General features: G+C 73.3%; 15 protein-coding genes. 3 read left to right on the top strand and 12 right to left on the bottom strand.

Translation table 11 applies throughout. From position 1 onward, the window contains the following. Positions 1-401: 401 nt before the first annotated feature. From OO63_RS37245 to OO63_RS37225, 5 genes are all read right to left on the bottom strand, one after another. Entirely contained in the window at positions 402-1,694 is a 1,293-nt protein-coding gene (locus OO63_RS37245; RefSeq protein ID WP_030363373.1) for a flavin-dependent oxidoreductase, read from the bottom strand. Beyond that, positions 1,691-2,497, bottom strand: coding sequence for an ABC transporter ATP-binding protein (locus tag OO63_RS37240; RefSeq protein ID WP_030363372.1), 807 nt, complete (start codon positions 2,495-2,497; stop codon positions 1,691-1,693). The genes OO63_RS37245 and OO63_RS37240 overlap by 4 nt, the downstream gene beginning before the upstream one ends. A gap of 133 nt (positions 2,498-2,630) precedes the next feature. Then, entirely contained in the window at positions 2,631-3,452 is an 822-nt protein-coding gene (locus OO63_RS37235) for an ABC transporter permease (protein WP_234311457.1), read from the bottom strand. 41 nt (positions 3,453-3,493) lie between these two features. Further along, positions 3,494-4,444 (bottom strand): ABC transporter permease, encoded by a 951-nt coding sequence (locus OO63_RS37230; RefSeq protein WP_051811566.1) that lies wholly within the window; start codon positions 4,442-4,444, stop codon positions 3,494-3,496. Between the two features lie 37 nt (positions 4,445-4,481). Beyond that, positions 4,482-5,519, bottom strand: a complete 1,038-nt coding sequence (locus OO63_RS37225) for an ABC transporter substrate-binding protein (protein ID WP_051811563.1) — start codon at positions 5,517-5,519, stop codon at positions 4,482-4,484. Positions 5,520-5,698: 179 nt separating this feature from the next. Between OO63_RS37225 and pepN the strand changes: the two genes are divergently transcribed. Then, positions 5,699-8,272: an aminopeptidase N gene (pepN, locus tag OO63_RS37220; protein ID WP_030363368.1), complete on the top strand. Its 2,574-nt coding sequence runs from the start codon at positions 5,699-5,701 to the stop codon at positions 8,270-8,272. 345 nt (positions 8,273-8,617) lie between these two features. On the opposite strand, the gene OO63_RS37215 is transcribed toward pepN, so the two are convergent. From OO63_RS37215 to OO63_RS37205, 3 genes are all read right to left on the bottom strand, one after another. Then, on the bottom strand, positions 8,618-9,520 hold the full coding sequence (locus tag OO63_RS37215; protein ID WP_030363367.1) for a LysR family transcriptional regulator: 903 nt from the start codon (positions 9,518-9,520) through the stop codon (positions 8,618-8,620). A 27-nt stretch (positions 9,521-9,547) separates the two neighbouring features. After that, complete coding sequence (locus tag OO63_RS37210) at positions 9,548-10,471, bottom strand: DMT family transporter (protein ID WP_051811570.1); 924 nt, start codon at positions 10,469-10,471, stop codon at positions 9,548-9,550. A 192-nt stretch (positions 10,472-10,663) separates the two neighbouring features. After that, positions 10,664-11,596, bottom strand: a complete 933-nt coding sequence (locus OO63_RS37205) for an EamA family transporter (protein ID WP_030363365.1) — start codon at positions 11,594-11,596, stop codon at positions 10,664-10,666. Positions 11,597-11,776: 180 nt separating this feature from the next. Between OO63_RS37205 and OO63_RS37200 the strand changes: the two genes are divergently transcribed. Further along, positions 11,777-12,331 (top strand): MarR family winged helix-turn-helix transcriptional regulator, encoded by a 555-nt coding sequence (locus OO63_RS37200; protein ID WP_051811568.1) that lies wholly within the window; start codon positions 11,777-11,779, stop codon positions 12,329-12,331. Between the two features lie 194 nt (positions 12,332-12,525). On the opposite strand, the gene OO63_RS37195 is transcribed toward OO63_RS37200, so the two are convergent. The 4 genes from OO63_RS37195 to OO63_RS37180 all read right to left on the bottom strand — a co-directional run bounded on the left by OO63_RS37195 (position 12,526) and on the right by OO63_RS37180 (position 16,023). Next, positions 12,526-12,765, bottom strand: coding sequence for a hypothetical protein (locus tag OO63_RS37195; RefSeq protein ID WP_030363363.1), 240 nt, complete (start codon positions 12,763-12,765; stop codon positions 12,526-12,528). 84 nt (positions 12,766-12,849) lie between these two features. Continuing rightward, positions 12,850-15,078 carry a 4-alpha-glucanotransferase gene (malQ, locus tag OO63_RS37190; RefSeq protein ID WP_037631441.1) on the bottom strand — a complete coding sequence of 743 codons (2,229 nt, stop codon included), beginning with the start codon at positions 15,076-15,078 and terminating at the stop codon, positions 12,850-12,852. Beyond that, positions 15,079-15,315, bottom strand: coding sequence for a hypothetical protein (locus OO63_RS37185; RefSeq protein WP_030363361.1), 237 nt, complete (start codon positions 15,313-15,315; stop codon positions 15,079-15,081). Positions 15,316-15,486: 171 nt separating this feature from the next. Further along, on the bottom strand, positions 15,487-16,023 hold the full coding sequence (locus OO63_RS37180) for an HNH endonuclease (RefSeq protein ID WP_030363360.1): 537 nt from the start codon (positions 16,021-16,023) through the stop codon (positions 15,487-15,489). Between the two features lie 267 nt (positions 16,024-16,290). On the opposite strand from OO63_RS37180, the gene OO63_RS37175 reads away from it, so the two are divergent. Then, a complete protein-coding gene (locus tag OO63_RS37175) occupies positions 16,291-17,385 on the top strand; it encodes a mechanosensitive ion channel family protein (protein WP_030363359.1) in 1,095 nt (364 codons plus the stop codon). The last annotated feature ends 125 nt before the right edge of the window (positions 17,386-17,510 follow it).

Raw genomic sequence — 17,510 nt, 5'->3', positions numbered from 1 at the left:
GTATCGCGCTCCGCGCTCGTCCTCATGCGCCGGACGGGCTCTCCCCCACCCACCCGCCCAAACTTGCATCAGCCGGCCAACAGCCCGGCACATTTCAGCCCGTCGTGGGGGTACCCCCTGCTCCTTAAGAGCTTGGGGGAGTTTGAGGACGAGGCGCGGAGCGCCGATTCGGGGGTGCGCCCGGTCAGGCTGGGGGTGCCGGGCTTTGGGGCAGGCCCGGGGAAAGTTGGGGCGGGTGGGTGGGGGAGAGCCCGTCCGGCGCATGAGGACGAGCGCGGAGCGCGATACGGGGCGCCCCCGTCCCACGGCAACGGGACACCCACCCCCGGGGTCCAGGGGCAGGGCCCCGGCGCCCGCGCGCGGAGCGCGCTGATGAGCGCAGCGGGGCGCCACGCGAAGGCCTACACCCCCCACGACCCCCTCCCGTTCAGCTCCGCCACATCCGTCCCCGTCGTCCACCGATACGCCGCGTCGAGCTCGGCCAGCTCCTCGGGGGTGAGGACGTCCTCGACCCGGTCGAACCCCTCGGGGGCGCGCTCGGCGACGACTTGGAGGAGCCGGTCGGCGGGCATGCGGCGGTTGGCGAGGACGAGCGCGGCCGTGGCCTCCCGCCGGACCTCCTCGTAGGCCCGGAGCCCGGCCACCCGGTCGGGGTCGTTGACGGCGAGGCTGCGCGCGAGCACCCGCGCGTCGAGGACGGCCTGCGAGCCGCCGTTGGACCCGACGGGGTACATCGGGTGGGCGGCGTCACCGAGGAGGGTGACGGGCCCGCGCCCCCACCGCGGCAGCGGCTCCCGGTCGACCATCGGGTACTCCAGGATGCGCCGGGTCGCGGCGAGCAGCGCGGGCACGTCGAGGTCCCCGATCCGCCACCCGGCGAAGTACGGCAGGACGTCGGAGAGCCGCCCGGTCCGGTTCCAGTCCGCGGCCCCGGAGATCGCCCCGTGCTCGACGGGGAACCGCACCTCGGCGACCCAGTTGAGCAGCGCGCGCCCCCGCCGCTCGGCCTCGCCCGAGATGGGGTAGACGACCAGCTTGGCGTGCGCGTTGCTGCCCGCGATGGCGACGGTGCGGCCGCCGAGGACGGGGTCCCACTCGGCGACGCCGCGCCACATCCGGATGCCGTTCCACAGGGGCGGTCCCTCCCCGGGGTGCAGCCGGGCGCGGACGGTCGAGTAGAGCCCGTCGGCGCCGATGAGGGCCCGTACCCGCACGGCGTGCTCCCGCCCGCGCGCCATGTCCCGCAGGATGACGCGCAGGAGCTGCCCCTCGGTCTCGGCGCACCGCACGAACGACGTGCCGGTGACGACGGCCCGTTCGCCGAGGCGTTCGCGCACCGCGTCGAGCAGGATCATCTGCAGGGCGCCGCGGTGGATGGAGTACTGCGGCCAGTGGTAGCCGAGGGCGTGGCCGCGCGGCTCGCCCCAGATACGGTTGCCGTGCCGGTCGTAGTGGACCATCTGGGCGGTCGCCACGCCGGTCGCGGCCAGTTGCTCGCCGAGGCCCAGCTCGGTGAGTTCGCGGACGGCGTGCGGCAGCAGGTTGATGCCGACGCCGACGGGCCTGAGGACCTGCACCGGCTCGATCACCCGCACGCCGATCCCCGCCGCGTGCAGGCTCAGCGCCGCCGTGAGCCCGCCGATGCCCGCGCCCGCGACGAGCACATCGGCGTTCGCGGCGTTCATGGCGCTCATGGCCGCCGCACCGCCCGCCCGACCTCGGCCCGCAGCTTCACGAACTCGGGCAGGCCGCGGGTGCCGATCTGGTCGCGCGGCGCGGGCAGTTCGACGCGCAGCTCGCTGTGGACGCGGCCGGGGGCGCCGGTGAGGACGACGACGCGGTCGCCGACGTACACGCTCTCGTCGATGTCGTGGGTGACGAGCAGGATGGTCATCCCGCGCCCGTCACAGCCGCCCCCCGGCCCGCCCCCCGACCCACCGCCCGGCCCTCCGCCCCCGCCCCCGCGCACTGCGAGCAGCAGGTCCTCCAGGTCCTCCCGGGTCTGGGCGTCGACGGAGCCGAACGGCTCGTCCATCAGGAGCAGCGCGGGCCGGTAGGCGAGCGCGCGGGCGATGGCGACGCGCTGCTGCATGCCGCCGGAGAGCTGCCACGGGTACCGGCCCGCTGCGGAGTCGAGGCCGACCTGGGCGAGGGTCTCCTCCGCGCGGGCACGGCGCTCGGCGCGGGCGAGGCCGCGGCGGCGCAGCGGCAGCGCGACGTTGTCGCGGACGGTCAGCCACGGGAAGAGCGAGCGCGTGTAGTCCTGGAAGACGACGGCGAGGTCGTCCGGTACGCCGTCGACGTCCCGGCCGCCGACGGCGATCCGGCCCTCGCTCGGCCGCTGCAGCCCCGCGACGCACCGGAGCAGCGTGGACTTGCCGCAGCCCGAAGGGCCGACGATGCTCACCAACTCGCCGCTCGCGACGTGCAGTTCGACCCCTTCGACGGCCCGGTGCCCGTCGGCGTAGCGATGACTGAGCCCAGCGATCTCCAGCATCCCCTGCTCCCCCTGTCCCCCTGTTGCCAACTGCCTTGCGGTCTAAGTGATGTGAGGGCCCGTGAGGCCCTCGCGTTCCCCGTGCGCCCCCATGGATCGCGGCCGGTCCGCCGCCCCGCGGGGGCCGGGTGGTCTAGGTGCCCGTCCGCCGTGCGCCCCGGTGCCAGGCCAGGGCCTTGCGCTCGACGAGCAGGAAGAGTCCGTTCAGTACGGAGCCGATGCCGCCGAGCAGCACGATCCCGGCCCACAGCCGGTCCGGCCTGAACTCCCGCTCGGCGGCGTTGAGCCGGGAGCCGATGCCTTCGCCCGACCCCATCAGCTCGGCGATGACCATGAGGATCAGCGCGAACCCGAGCGCCACCCGGAGCCCGGCGAAGATCTTCGGCGCGGCCCCCGGGAGCACGACGTACCGGAGCCGCGCGAGGCGCCCGAGGCCGAGCACCCGGGCGGTGTCGAGCTGCAGCGGCTCGACGGAGCGCACGCCGTCGGCGGTGTTCAGGAGCACCGGCCAGACGACGCCGAAGACGATGGCCGCCAGCTGCATGGACGTGCCGAGCCCGAACGCGACCATGAAGAACGGGATGAGCGTGGGCGGCGGCACCGCACGCCCGAACTGCAGCACCGGGTCAAGGACGTGGAAGGCCACCCGCGACAGCCCGATCCCGACCCCCACGGCGATCCCGACGGCCCCCGCGACGGCCCAGCCGAGCAGCAGATGGCTGAGGCTCGGCACGAAGTCGTCGACGGCGAGGTCGCTCAGCCACAGCCGCGAGGGCGGCCCGGACCACCACAGTTCCCGCATGGTCCGCGCGATCCGCGTGGGCGGCGGGAAGTACAGGTCCTCGGCCCGCCTGGCGGCCGACTCCCACACGAGTACGAGGAGTACGAGCAGCCACCCACGAGCGAGCACCCCGAGACCGGCCCGCATCATCCGCCCGGCGACAGGGCGACCCACGCGTTCACGGCCACCGCCCCCCTGCCTCATGTCTCCCGCGCTCATCGCCCCGCCCCAGCCCCGTCGAGCCCGTCGTGGGGGCCCCGCCCTGCTCCTTCAGAGCCTGGGGGAGATTGAGGACGAGGCGCGGAGCGCGCCGATCGAGCACTGTGGGGAAACAGCACCCTCCCCAGCCCCACCAGCCCCGCGTTGGCGGCCACACCGAGAACCCCCGCCCAACACGCCCCCGCCACCATCAGATCCGGCCGCCCGCCCCCGGACTGCGAGTCGAGCAGATAGACGCCGAGTCCCCCGTCTCCCCCGGCCCGCAGCTCCGCGCTGACCGCCACGATCAGCCCCACGGACGCGGCGACCCGCACCCCCGTGAGGACGAAGGGCCCCGCGCTCGGCAGCGAGACCCGCCACACCACCGAGAGCGGCCCGAACCCGAAGGAGCGCAGGGTCTCCTTGGCGACGGGGTCGACGTCGCGGAGCCCGTACAGGGTGTTGAGGAGGATGGGCCACAGCGCGGCGTAGCAGACCAGGGACCGCTCCACCCGGTCGGGCTCGACGAAGACGAGGATGGCGAGCGGGATGAGGGCGACGGAGGGGATGGGGCGGGCCAGCTCGACGACGGCGAGGGCGGCGGCGCGCAGGCGGGGCAGGGAGCCGAGCAGGAGCCCGGCGGGCACGGCGAGGGCGACGGCGAGGGCGAGGCCTGCGAGCCAGGCGGAGACGGTGGTCCAGAGGTCGTCGAGGAACCCGTCGTCGGCGGTCATCTCGGCGGCGCGGGCGAGGACGGAGGAGGCGGGCGGCAGGGCCTGGTCGTCGAACGCCCCGCTGCGGGCGACGAGTTCGACGAGGAGGAAGGCGCCGCAGAGGCCGAGCGCCCCCAGCAGGACCCGCCCGGACCTGCGCTCGACCAGGCCCTCGGAGCGCGCACCGGCGCGCGTGCGAGCGCGCGCCCCTGATCCCGGGCCGAGGCCCGGGCCGGAGCGCGCGTCCCGTTTCACCGCATCGCCCCCCGCACCGCCCACCCCGCGACCACCCTCACGGCCCCGCGCGCACGAGCAGCGGCTCCACGTCGAGGTCCCGCTTCAGGTAGCCGAACTCCCGCATCAGCGTGACCACGCGTGCGAGCCGTGCCGGGTCCAGCGCCGCGGGGTAGCCGCCGAGGTTCAGCTGGGCGGCCTGGTCGGCGGTGATCTTCGTGTACTCCGGGAGGGTGTCGACGACGGCCGACCGGTTGGCGGCCTGGCGCTGGGCGCGGGCCATGGCGCGCTGGAAGGCGGCGACCGTCTTCGGGTTGTCCTCGGCGAAGGACGCCGTGGCCGCGTACCCGGCGATGGGGAAGCCCGCGGTCGGCGGCTTGCCGAGGTCGGCGACGACGCGTCCCGCGCCGGACCGCTCGATCGCGGAGACGAACGGCTCGACGGCCTGCACGGCGTCGACGCTGCCGGACTTCAGGGCGGTCTCCATGTTCGGCATGTCGACCTCGGCGAAGTTCTTGTCGTCGTCGAAGGTCGCGCCCTCGGCCTTGCCGGCCTTCTTGACGAGGAGGGCGCTGATGTTCCGCTTGGTGTTGACGCCGATCTTCTTGTCCTGGAGGTCCTTCAGGGACTTGACCGGCGAGTCCTTGGGGACCAGGACCGCGTGCGTGCGGGGCGCGGACTGGAAGGCGTCGGAGACGATGCGGACGTCGATGGCCTTGTTGGCGTGGGCGAGGAAGTACGAGACGTAGTTGCCGAAGGAGATGTCGAGGGCGCCCGCCCGCAGCCGGCTGACGGACTCCGCGCCGCCGCTGAGCGTGGTGGTGCGCACGGTCAGACCCTCGGCCTTGAAGAAGCCCTTGCGCTGGGCCATCTCCAGGGGCGCGGTGTCGGCGACGGGCATGGTGCCGACGGTGATCCGGGTCTTCTCCGGGCCCTTGCCGTCAGCGCCGCCCGAGCCGCCCGACCCATCGGACGAGCCGCAGCCCGCGACGGCGCACAGCAGCAGGGCGACGGCGGGCGCGCCGCGTAACCGTGCCCGGCTCCGTGCCCGCCGCGGCCCGCGCGGGCCCTGCGCACCGCGTGCACCCCTTGCCATATGCATCTGCTCCCGACCGTTTCAGCCCGCTTCAGGCCGCTCCTTGACCTGAGCCGACGCGCGGATGCTAACGGCCGCGCGACCTGAGAACAATGGCCCGGAGCGGGCGGCGACGGCACATGGAAGGATGGCGGGAAACATCGCAAAAAGTTCGCAAGTCGTACCGAGGAGATGACCGCGTGCCCGGCACCAATCTGACCCGCGAAGAGGCGCAGCAGCGGGCGAAGCTGCTCACCGTTGACTCGTACGAGATCGATCTCGACCTCTCCGGAGCGCAGGAAGGCGGGACGTACCGGTCGGTGACCACGGTGCGTTTCGACTCCGCCGAGGCGAACGCCGAGACGTTCATCGATCTGATCGCCCCGGCCGTCCACGAGGTCGTCCTGAACGGGCACGCGCTGGAGGTGGGGGCGGTCTTCCGGGACTCCCGCATCGCGCTCAGGCACCTGGCGCAGGGCGCCAACGAGCTGAAGGTCGTCGCGGACTGCGAGTACACCAACACCGGCGAGGGCCTGCACCGCTTCGTCGACCCGGTCGACCAGCAGGCGTACCTGTACACCCAGTTCGAGGTCCCGGACGCGCGCCGCGTGTTCGCCTCCTTCGAGCAGCCCGACCTCAAGGCCACCTTCCAGTTCACCGTGAAGGCGCCGTCCGGCTGGAGTGTCATCTCCAACTCGCCGACGCCGGAGCCCAAGGACGACGTCTGGACGTTCGCGCCGACCCCGCGCCTGTCCACGTACGTGACGGCGCTCATCGTCGGCCCGTACCACTCGGTGCACAGCGTGTACGAGAAGGACGGGCAGTCCGTCCCGCTCGGCATCTACTGCCGCCCCTCGCTCGCGGAGTTCCTGGACGCGGACGCGATCTTCGACGTCACCCGGCAGGGCTTCGACTGGTTCCAGGAGAAGTTCGACTACGCCTACCCGTTCGCCAAGTACGACCAGCTGTTCGTGCCGGAGTTCAACGCGGGCGCGATGGAGAACGCGGGCGCGGTGACGATCCGCGACCAGTACGTGTTCCGCTCCAAGGTGACGGACGCGGCGTACGAGGTGCGGGCCGCGACGATCCTGCACGAGCTGGCGCACATGTGGTTCGGCGACCTCGTGACCATGGAGTGGTGGAACGACCTGTGGCTGAACGAGTCGTTCGCGACGTTCGCCGAGGCGGCCTGCCAGGCGTACGCGCCCGGGTCGAAGTGGCCGCACTCCTGGACCACGTTCGCGAACTCCATGAAGACCTGGGCGTACCGGCAGGACCAGCTGCCGTCCACGCACCCGATCATGGCGGACATCCGCGACCTGGACGACGTGCTCGTCAACTTCGACGGCATCACGTACGCCAAGGGCGCGAGCGTCCTCAAGCAGCTCGTCGCGTACGTCGGCATGGACGCGTTCTTCAGCGGCGTGCAGGCGTACTTCAAGCAGCACGCGTTCGGCAACACGCGCCTGAGCGACCTGCTCGGCGCCCTGGAGGAGACCAGCGGGCGTGACCTGAAGACCTGGTCGAAGAAGTGGCTGGAGACGGCCGGCATCAACGTGCTGCGCCCCGTCGTGGACGTCGACTCCGCCGGGAACATCACCTCCTTCGCCATCAAGCAGGAGGCCCCGGCGCTGCCCGAGGGCGCCAAGGGTGAGCCGACGCTGCGCCCGCACCGCATCGCGATCGGCCTGTACGACCTGGACGACTCGGCGGGCGGCTCCGGCAAGCTGGTGCGCACCGACCGCGTCGAGCTGGACGTCGACGGCGAGCTGACGGCGGTCGAGGAGCTGGTGGGCCGGGCCCGGCCGGACGTCATCCTGCTCAACGACGACGACCTGTCGTACGCCAAGGTCCGGCTCGACACCGAGTCCCTTGCCTTCGTCACCGAGCACCTGGGCGACTTCGAAGCCTCGCTGCCGCGGGCGCTGTGCTGGGCCTCCGCGTGGGACATGACGCGCGACGCGGAGCTGCCGACGCGGGACTACCTCTCCCTCGTCCTGTCCGGCATCGGCAAGGAGTCCGACATCGGCGTCGTGCAGTCGCTGCACCGGCAGGTGAAGCTGGCTCTCGACCTGTACGCCGCCCCGGCGGGCCGCGAGGCCGCGCTCACGCGGTGGACCGAGGCGACCCTGGAGCACCTGCGGGCGGCCGAGCCGGGTGGCGACCACCAGCTGGCGTGGGCACGCGCGTTCGCCGCGACCGCCCGCACGGAGTCCGACCTGGCGCTCCTTGAGGGGCTGCTCGACGGCTCGGAGTCCATCGAGGGCCTGGCCGTCGACACGGAGCTGCGGTGGGCGTTCGTGGCGCGGCTCGCCGCGACCGGGCGCCTCGACGAGGCGGGCATCGCCGCGGAGTTCGAGCGCGACAAGACCGCCGCGGGTGAGCGGCACGCCGCCGCGGCGCGGGCCGCGCGGCCCACCGCCGCCGCCAAGGCCGAGGCGTGGGCGTCCGTCGTCGAGTCCGACAAGCTGCCCAACGCCGTGCAGGAGGCGGTGATCTCCGGCTTCGTCCAGACCGAGCAGCGGGAGCTTCTCGCCCCCTACACCCAGAAGTTCTTCGACGCCGTGAAGTCCGTCTGGGAGTCCCGGTCCCACGAGATGGCCCAGCAGGTCGTGGTCGGCCTGTACCCGGCCGTCCAGGTGTCCCAGGAGACGCTGGACGCGACGGACGCGTGGATCGCGGCGGCGGAGCCCACGGCGGCGCTGCACCGTCTGATCACTGAGTCCCGGGCGGGCGTGGAGCGGGCGCTGCGGGCGCAGGCCGCCGACGCGTAGCCCTGGCCGGGCGGTTCGGGGACGCCGGGGTCGGGCTGGTCGCGCCCGACCCCGGCGCGTAGCCCTCCGGGCGTGGGGGGCGCCGAAGCCGGGGGTGGGTGCGCCCGCCCCCGGCGCCGGATCGCCGTCTCTCCGCCGCTCCGCGGCGGGTCTCCCACCCGCCCGCCCGTGACTCCTCACCACGGACGCGACCGCCCCGGGCGACCTCGCCCACGACGACGGCCCCTGCCCGCCCCGTGGCCGGCCTCTGTGGCCGAGCCCGCCCGGCGTCTGCGGCTGGTGCCCCTGCGCCCTCACGGCGCCCGTTTCCGCCTTCTCCCTCTATGGGCATCTGGGCGCCTGACATCAAGGCGAAGCAGCCCCCCGCAGCGCCGCCAGGACATGGCTCACCGCCGGGGAACCCTCCGCCCCGCGCCGTACCGCGGCCACCACATGCCGATGGGGGCGCTCCGCCAGCTCCCGCATGGCCACGCCTGCCCGGCCGGAGGCCCCCGCCCCGGCCATCCGCGGCACGAGGGCCACCCCCATCCCCGCCCCCACCATCGCCAGGATCGCCTCCCACCCGGCCGCGCTGTGCGCCTGCTCGGGCACGAAGCCCGCCGCCTCGCACGCGGCACGCGTGATCTCGGACCAGGGCCCGGAGCCGCCGAAGATCCACGGCTCGTCGGCGAGGTCGGCCAGCCGCAGGGCGTCGGCGCGGGCGAGCGGATGGTCGAGGGGGAGCGCGACGTCGAGCGGGTCGGCGAGGAGGGTGACGCGGGTGAAACGCCCGTCCCGCCCCCGGGGCGCCTGCGCGGCGAGGGACAGGGCGAGATCGACGTCCCCGGCGGCGAGGAGTTCGTAGGCGGCTCCCGCCTCGGCCTCCCGCACCCGCACCGAGATCCCGGGGTGGTCGGCCCGCAGGGCCCGTACGGCGGGCACCACGAGCGCGGGCACGGCGGTGGAGAAGGCGCCGACCCGCACCTCCCCGGCCTCCCCCTTGGCATACGCGGCCAACTCCGCGTCGGCCCGCTCCAGTTGGGCGAGGACGGCGTCGGCGTGGACGAGCAGGAGCCGGGCGGCGCCGGTGAGCCGCACCCGGCGCCCGTGGGCTTCGAGGAGCGGCACGCCGACCTGCTTGGCGAGGTTGGAGAGCTGTTGCGACACGGCGGAGGGGGTCATCAGGAGGGCCCGCGCCGTCGCGGTGACGGTCCCGCGCTCGTCGAGGGTGCGCAGGATCTGCAGCTTCTTGATGTCCCACTCGGTCATGGCGTCAACGTACCCGCGCACCGGCCGCTACTTCCCGCCCGCCGACCCGAGCACCACGCCGCCGAGGATCAGCCCCATGCACAGCACCTGGAGCCACCCCATGCCCTCACCGAGGAGGGCGAAGGACAGCAGGGCCACGCACACCGGCTGGAGGTAGTAGACGACGCCCGCGCGGGCCGCGCCGATGACGGAGATGGCCTTGTTCCAGGCGAAGAAGGCGACCGCGGAGGAGACGACGCCGACGTACAGGAGCGGGGACACGGTCGCCGCCGTCGGTTCGAAGCCGCCCTGCACGGCGAGGCTGACGAGGAACACGGGCAGCAGCATCAGCGCGCCGAGGACGAAGGTGCTGAAGAGGAAGGGCAGTCCGGAGATCTCGGCGGGCCTGCGGCGCAGGAGCGCGCTGTACGAGCCGAAGGCGACGGCGCCGCCGATCACCCACAGGTCCCCCACCGCCAGGTCCATGGCGAGGGAGCCGCCGCTGACCAGGAGCAGGACGCCGGCGCAGGCGACGAGCATGCCCGTGACGCGCCGCGCGCCGAGCCGGGCCCCGCCGAGGCGTTCGTACACCGCCATCAGGACGGGCGACGCGGCCATGATCATGCCCATGTTGCCCGCGGTGGTGGTGACTCCGGCCTGGTTCACCAGGGTGTTGTAGACGGTGACCCCGAGGAAGGAGGCGGCGAGGAGGAAGCGGAAGTGCTCGCGCAGCAGGGCCCGTTGGCGCCAGGTCTGCCGGACCGCGAACGGGGCGACGGCCGCGATGGCGACGATCCAGCGCCAGAACGCGTGCTGGATCGGCGGGACGCTGTCGGCGAGGGCGCGGGAGGTGACGAAACTGCCCGACCAGACGACGGTGGCGAGCGCGGCGAGGGCGAGTCCGACGCCGAGCCCTCCGGCGGCGGCACGTCCGCCTCCCCCGGAGGTACGCCCGCCTCCCGCGCCCCGCACGCTCGTGTCGCCGCCGTTGCCACTCCGGTCCAGGTCCAGGACGCTCGCCACTGGTATCTCCTTGCCTCTCTCCCCGGTACGGGGCGCTCAGCGGGCCCCGCTACGGGGCCCGCTGAGCTACCGTCGCAGCCCGAAACTGCTCAGGTCCATCGAATCTTTCCGATCGTTCTTTGAAGCTGAGCTGAACGATTCTCAGATCAGGACCTTCGGCTTCGGCTGCGGCTCGGCGAGGACCTGCGACTTCGGCTGCGGCTCAGTGAGGGCCTGCGGCTTCCGCTGCGGGCGCAGCTGGCCGAACACCGTCGCCCCGAACGCGAGCGCCATCCCCGCCACCTGCACCGCCGTCAGCGACTGGCCGAGCGCCGCCCACCCGATGACCGCGGCCGTCAGCGGCGACAGCGGGCCGAGGAGGCTGGCCTGGGTGGCGCTGAGGCGGCCGATGCCGCGGAACCACAGCCAGTACGCGACGGCCGTACCGGCGAGCGACAGGTAGAGGTAGCCCGCGATGTTCTGCCCGTCGAGCGCGGGCGGCGCGCCCTCGACCAGGAACGCGACGGGGGCGATCAGCAGGCCGCCGACCGTCAGCTGCCAGGCCGTGAGCGCGAGCGGTCCGACGCCGTCCGGGCGGCCCCAGCGCTTGGTGAGCACCGTGCCCGTCGACATCGAGGCCGTCGACCCCACCGCCGCGAGCAGGCCGACCGCGTCCAGCGCCCCGGTGGCCTTCAGGACGACCAGGCTGACGCCGAGGGCCGCCGCGGCCGCGGTGAGCAGCGTGCGCGGGGTCGGCCGGTCGGCGAGGAGCAGGGCGGCGAGTCCGGCGACGAACAGCGGGCCGACGGAGCCGACGACCGCGGCCATGCCGCCGGGCAGGCGGTAGGCGGAGAGGAAGAGCAGCGGGAAGAAGGCACCGATGTTGAGCGCGCCGAGGACCGCCGACTTCCACCACCACTCCCCTCGCGGCAGGCGTCTGGCGAGCAGGAGCAGCAGCAGCCCGGCGGGCACGGCGCGCATCAGGGCCGTGAACAGGGGGCGGTCCGCGGGCAGGAACTCGGTGGTGACGGCGTAGGTGGAGCCCCAGGTGAGGGGGGCGTAGGCGGTGAGGAGGATGGCGGTGGCGCGCTTCATGACGGTCGTCTCCCAGGACTGAGGGGCTCGCGGGGCTCACGGAGGAAGCTGAGTCGTAAGTAGCTTAGCCGTAAGCTACTTATCGTCAACCCACTTGGAGGAAAGCAACTCAGTACCGACCCACTTGCTTGCAAGCTTCCGTATCTCGTGGATACTTCCCCCATGAACGCGAGCAACGTGATGTCCTCCCAGAGCGCGACGCACTCCGGAGAAGCGGCGGTCGCCGCCGCGCCCGACGGCGTCGACGCGATCATCGAGCAGTGGGCCGTCGTCCGGCCGGACCTGGAGACCACGCCCATGGAAGTCTTCGGCCGCGTCTACCGCACCACGCAGGCCATGGGCGACCGCATCGAGAAGGCGTACCGCCGCCTCGGCACCACGCGCGGGGAGTTCGACGTGCTCGCGACGCTGCGCCGGCACGGCGAGCCGTACACGCTCTCGCCGCGCCAGCTCTCCTCGACGCTGATGCTGACGACGGGCGGCATGACGGGGCGCCTGGACAAGCTGGAGCGGGCCGGGCTGCTGCGCCGTTCCCCCGACCCGCACGACCGGCGCGGCCTTCAGGTGACGCTGACCGAGGAGGGCAGGGAGCTGGTCGACCGGGCCGTCGTGGCGGGCGTCGAGGTGCAGCGCGCGGCGCTCACGGCCGCCGGGCTCGACGAGGAGGAGACGGCGCAGCTCTCGGCGCTGCTGCGCAAGCTGCTCGCGGGCTCGGGGCCCGGCGACGGCTCATGACGGCGGGCGGCGCCGGGGGTTCGTGAAACACCGGAGGTTCGTGAAACACCGAGGGTTCGTGAAACACCGAGGGCGCCCTTCGGCCTCGTACGAAGACGTCGGAAGTCGTCCGTGTACGTGGCCGAGGGGCGCCCTCGGCGGAGAAAGGCAGAACCGGACAGCCGTGGAGACGGCTGGTCGGCGGACCCGCGTCGTCAGCTCTGCTTCTGCTGCTTGCGGGACTTGTCGCCGACCATCACCAGACCGGCGATCACCAGGAACAGCACGATCGGCGCGGCGACATACAGGCCGAGCGTCTCCATCACGCTCAGGCCCGGGCCCGGGTCGTCGCCGTCGTCGCGGTTGAGCGCGAGCGCGGGGGACGACATGAGCAGCATCATCAGCGTCGTACCGGCCGTCAGAGCACCGGCGCGCAGGGCGTTCTTCTTGTCCACGGTGCCCAACGTAGCGAACCGCCGCGCGGCCCGCGCGCCCGGGGTGCCGTACGGGCGCCGCACCCGGGTGCGCGGCGGGCGCGGTCACGGCGTCCGGAACACGCGGAACACCTCCATGAGGGCGTGCAGGCGCGGTGTGGCGGCCAGGTCCTCCAGGGTGACGGGGCGGCCCGCGGCGTCGGCGATCGGCAGGCGCCAGTTGGGGTACTGGTCCCAGGTGCCCGGCAGGTTCTGCGGGCGGCGGTCGCCGACGGTGTCGGGCAGCCAGACGCCGACCAGGCGGGCGGGTGTCGCGAGCAGGAACCGGTGCACGGCGCGGACCTCGTCCTCCTCGTTCCCGGCGCCGCCCGGCAGCAGGCCGAGCCGGGACAGCAGGCCGAGCCAGTCGCGGACGTCGGCGGTGGCCTCGGCGCGTTCGGCGGCCAGCGGGCGGGTGAGCAGACCCAGGTCGTGCCGCAGGCGCACGTGCGCGCCGGTGACGCGGGCGGCCGTGGACGGCAGGTCGTGGGTGGTGGCGGTGGCCAGGCAGTCGGCGCGCCAGTCGGCGGGCGGGAGCGGCTGGCCGGTACCTTCCCAGTCCCGCTCGAACCACAGCACGGAGGTGCCGAGCACCCCGTGCGCGCGCAGCGTCTCGCGCACGCCCGGCGCCACGGTGCCGAGGTCCTCGCCGATGACGATCGCGCCCGCGCGGTGCGCCTCCAGGACGAGGACGGCGAGCATGGCCTCGGCGTCGTAGCCGACGTACGTCCCCTCTGCGGGGGTGCGTCCGTCCGGCACCCACCAGAGCCGGAAGAGGCCCATGACGTGGTCGACGCGGACGGCGCCCGCGTGCCGCAGCGTCGCGCGCAGCAGGGCGCGGAACGGGGCGTAGCCGGACTCGGCGAGCCGGTCCGGGCGCCACGGCGGCAGGCCCCAGTCCTGGCCGCGCGCGTTGAAGGCGTCCGGGGGCGCGCCCACCGACATGCCCGCGGCGAAGTACCGCTGCCGCGCCCAGGCGTCGGCGCCGTCCGGGTGCACGCCCACGGCCAGGTCGTGGATGAGGCCGACGGCCATCCCGGCATCCCGCGCGGACCGCTGCGCGGCGGCCAGTTGCTCGTCGGTGAGCCAGGCGAGGCGCTCGTGGAAGTCGACGCGGTCCATCAACTCGGTGCGGGCGCGGGCGGTTTCGGGCGACGCCGGGTCCCGCAGGGGCTTGGGCCAGGTGCGCCAGTTCGGCCCGTGCCGCTCGGCGAGCGCGCACCAGGTCGCGTGGTCCTCCAGGTCCTCGCCGTGCTCGGCGAGGAAGTCGCTGTACGCGGCGCAGCGGCCGGGTCCGAGCGGCACGCCCCGGATCAACTCCAGTGCGGCGCCCTTGAGTTCCCACACGGCGTCCCGGTCGATCAGCCCGCCCTCGCTCACGACCGCCCTGCGCAGCGCCTCCCCCTGCTCCCCGAAGACGCCCGCCCGCTCGCGCGCCTCGCCCCGCAGCCGGGCGAACTCCGGGACGTTCTCGACCCGCAGGTGCACGGGGTCCGGGAAGCCGCGCGACGACGGGCGGTACGGCGAGGGGTCCCCGGCCCCGCCAGGCGCCCTCGGCACCGCCGCGTGCAACGGATTCACCTGCACGAACCCCGCCCCCAACACCCGCCCCGCCCACGCCGCAAGGTCCGCGAGGTCGCCCAGGTCCCCCATGCCCCAGGAGTGCCGGCTGAGCAGCGAGTACAGCTGCACGAGAAACCCGTACGCACGGGGCGGCGGCGCGGGGGCCCGGCGCGGGGCGACGATGAGGTGGGCCTGGGCGGTGAGGCCGTCGGGGGTGGTGGCGGTGAGGCGGTGAACGCCCAGGGGGACGTGGGGAGTTGCGGGGGCGGTGGGCGCCCCGGCGAGCTCGATGAGACGGCCGTCCTGCTCCGTCTCCACGGTGAGGCGGGTGCCTGGGGGGAGGGAGGAGAGGGCTTCTGGGAGGCGGGGGGATGGTGGGGGCTGTTGCTGCTGTGGGGCCTGCTGCGGCTGTAAGGGCTGCGGCGCCTGTGCCGTCTGCGGGGGCTCCCGTGGCGTGAGGTGTGCGTCGTCGCCCTCACGTCCGGGGGGCGCGCCCTCGGCTGGGGGCCGTTCGTCCGTCCACAGCACGACTGTGGGCGGTAACAGCCTCTCCCGTAACTCCTGTTCGCGTGCCGCCACCGCGTCCCGTACCGCCTCCGGTGTGCTCGCGTCGACGTCGAGCGCGGCGAGGGCCGCGACGACCGCGGCTTCCGGGGTCTGGACCGTGCGGTCCGGGGACGGCGCGTAGGAGGTGGCCACACCGTGCAGGGCGGCCAGCCGGGCAAGGGTCATCTATACGCCCATGGGGTCCAGGCCCGCGGCCGTGCCCGTGGAGGTGGGCTCGCTGGTCAGCGGGGCGGCGTCCATCAGGGGCGGCTCGCTGGTCAGGGGGGAGGCGTCGGCCAGCGGGGGCTCGCTGGTCAGGGGCGGCTCCAGGCAGCCGCAGGAGCAGGATCCTTCGAGGCCGGAGTCGGGGTGCGAGACCTGTTTGGACAGGGCGGAGAGGAGGAGGTTCGCGGAGGCGGGCATGGGGTGCTCCCTTGGTCGCGGATGCCGGTTCCGAAGCCCTACCCACTGCCGTCGGGGGCATCCGTATACGGCCGGGGAACGTGGCGGTGGTCACACCGGGCCGCTACGCGGTGGCGGAGGGCTGAGCCCGCCTCCGGCACCGCGCACGGACAACAAGGCCCGGATCGGTTCCTAGGCGGAAATGCCGTCGATCCGGGCCATCGCGTCGTCCGCGCCGAACGGCTGCAAGTACGGCAGCCAGCGCGGATCCCTATGCCCGGTGCCGATGATGCGCCAGGCGAGGCCCGTGGGCGGGGCGGGCTTGTGCCGCAGGCGCCAGCCGAGTTCCAGCAGGTGCCGGTCGGCCTTGACGTGGTTGCAGCGGCGGCACGAGGCCACCACGTTGTCCCAGGCGTGCTGGCCGCCCCGGCTGCGCGGAATGACGTGGTCGACGCTGGTTGCGACGCCACCGCAGTACATGCACCGGCCGCCGTCGCGGGCGAACAGGGCACGGCGGGTCAGTGGAACGGGCCCCCTATAGGGGACCCGCACGAAGCGCTTGAGCCGGACCACGCTGGGTGCGGGGATGGTGCAGGTCGCGCTGTGCATGAAGGCGCCGGACTCCTCGAGGCAGAGTGCCTTGTTCTCGAGGACGAGGACGAGCGCGCGGCGGAGCGGTACGACGCCGAGCGGCTCGTACGACGCGTTGAGGACCAGGACATGCGGCACGGATGCCTCCTTGTACGCCGGCGGCGCGTGGCTCGCGCCGGGACGATCTGTAGCCAGTCTCCCCTCATGCCTGGTCGTAGCGCCAGCATGTGCCGGTAACGGCCCTGAAGTGTTTTCGACCACACCTGTGACGGAGACACGTTTCAGCGCTGGTGAGCACCGTCTCTCCTTCGAACATGACAACGATCCCCACACAATGCCCCGTTAGTGTGGTGAGCCTGCCCGGTGCATCTCCTGGGCAGGCCGCTATGCCTGGAGGTACCAGCCGTGTTCCTGTCCGCCCTGTCGGCCGCCGGAGCCGACCCGGACCCGACACCGACGCCGACGCGCAAACCCGTGACGCTCGACGACGCCCAGGAGAGCGCGACCAACGCCGCCAGCTGGGTGGAGGAGAACTGGTCGACGTGGCTGGCCATCGGCTTGCGCATCCTGCTGATCCTCGTGATCGCCATGGTGCTCCGCGTGATCGTGCGGCGGGCCATCACCAAGCTGATAGAGCGCATGAACCGCACGGCGCAGGCCGTGGACGGCACCGCGCTCGGCGGGCTGCTGGTCAATGTGGAGCGGCGGCGGCAGCGCTCGCACGCCATCGGGTCGGTGCTGCGGTCGGTGGCGTCGTTCCTGATCCTCGGCACGGCCGGGCTGATGATCCTCGGCACGTTCCAGATCAATCTGGCGCCGCTGCTCGCTTCCGCGGGTGTCGCGGGTGTCGCGATCGGCTTCGGCGCCCGGAACCTGGTCACGGACTTCCTGTCCGGCGTCTTCATGATCCTGGAGGACCAGTACGGCGTCGGTGACTCCATCGACGCCGGGGTGGCCTCCGGCGAGGTCATCGAGGTGGGCCTGCGCGTGACCAAGCTGCGCGGCGACGACGGCGAGATCTGGTACGTCCGCAACGGCGAGGTCAAGCGCATCGGCAACCTCTCCCAGGGCTGGTCGACGGCCGGTGTCGATGTGACCGTGCGCCCGGACGAGGACCTGGACAAGGTCAAGCGGGTGCTCGGCGAGGTCGGCGAGCGGCTCGGCAAGGACGAGCCGTGGAACGAGCAGCTGTGGGGCCCGGTCGAGGTGCTCGGCCTGGACAGCGTGCTCCTGGAGCAGATGGTGGTGCGGGTCTCCGCGAAGACGATGCCGGGCAAGTCGCTCGGTGTGGAGCGGGAGCTGCGCTGGCGCATCAAGCGGGCCTTCGACGCGGAGGGCATCCGTCTGGTGGGCGGCCTGCCGATGCTGCCGGACGGCGGCGTGGCCCAGGCCCCGGACCCGACGGCCGGCATGGCGGCCCCGTCCGCGTACGCCTCCTCGACGTCCCCGCAGTCCCTGGCGGCGTCGCCGATAGCACCGCCGCCGAACCTGTCGAAGTAGCCGCACCCCGACGCCTCCGCACGACAGCGCCCCCAGGTAACGAGTTGGTTGCCTCGGGGGCGCTCTCTCTTGACGGCCCCTGCACGGGCCTTTACGTTCCTCGCATCAAACAGGAAGCCTTCCTA

This window comes from Streptomyces alboflavus, from assembly GCF_000716675.1.
GTDB classification, from domain to species: Bacteria; Actinomycetota; Actinomycetes; order Streptomycetales; family Streptomycetaceae; genus Streptomyces; species Streptomyces alboflavus.
This window is presented reverse-complemented; position numbering and strand designations above follow the sequence as displayed.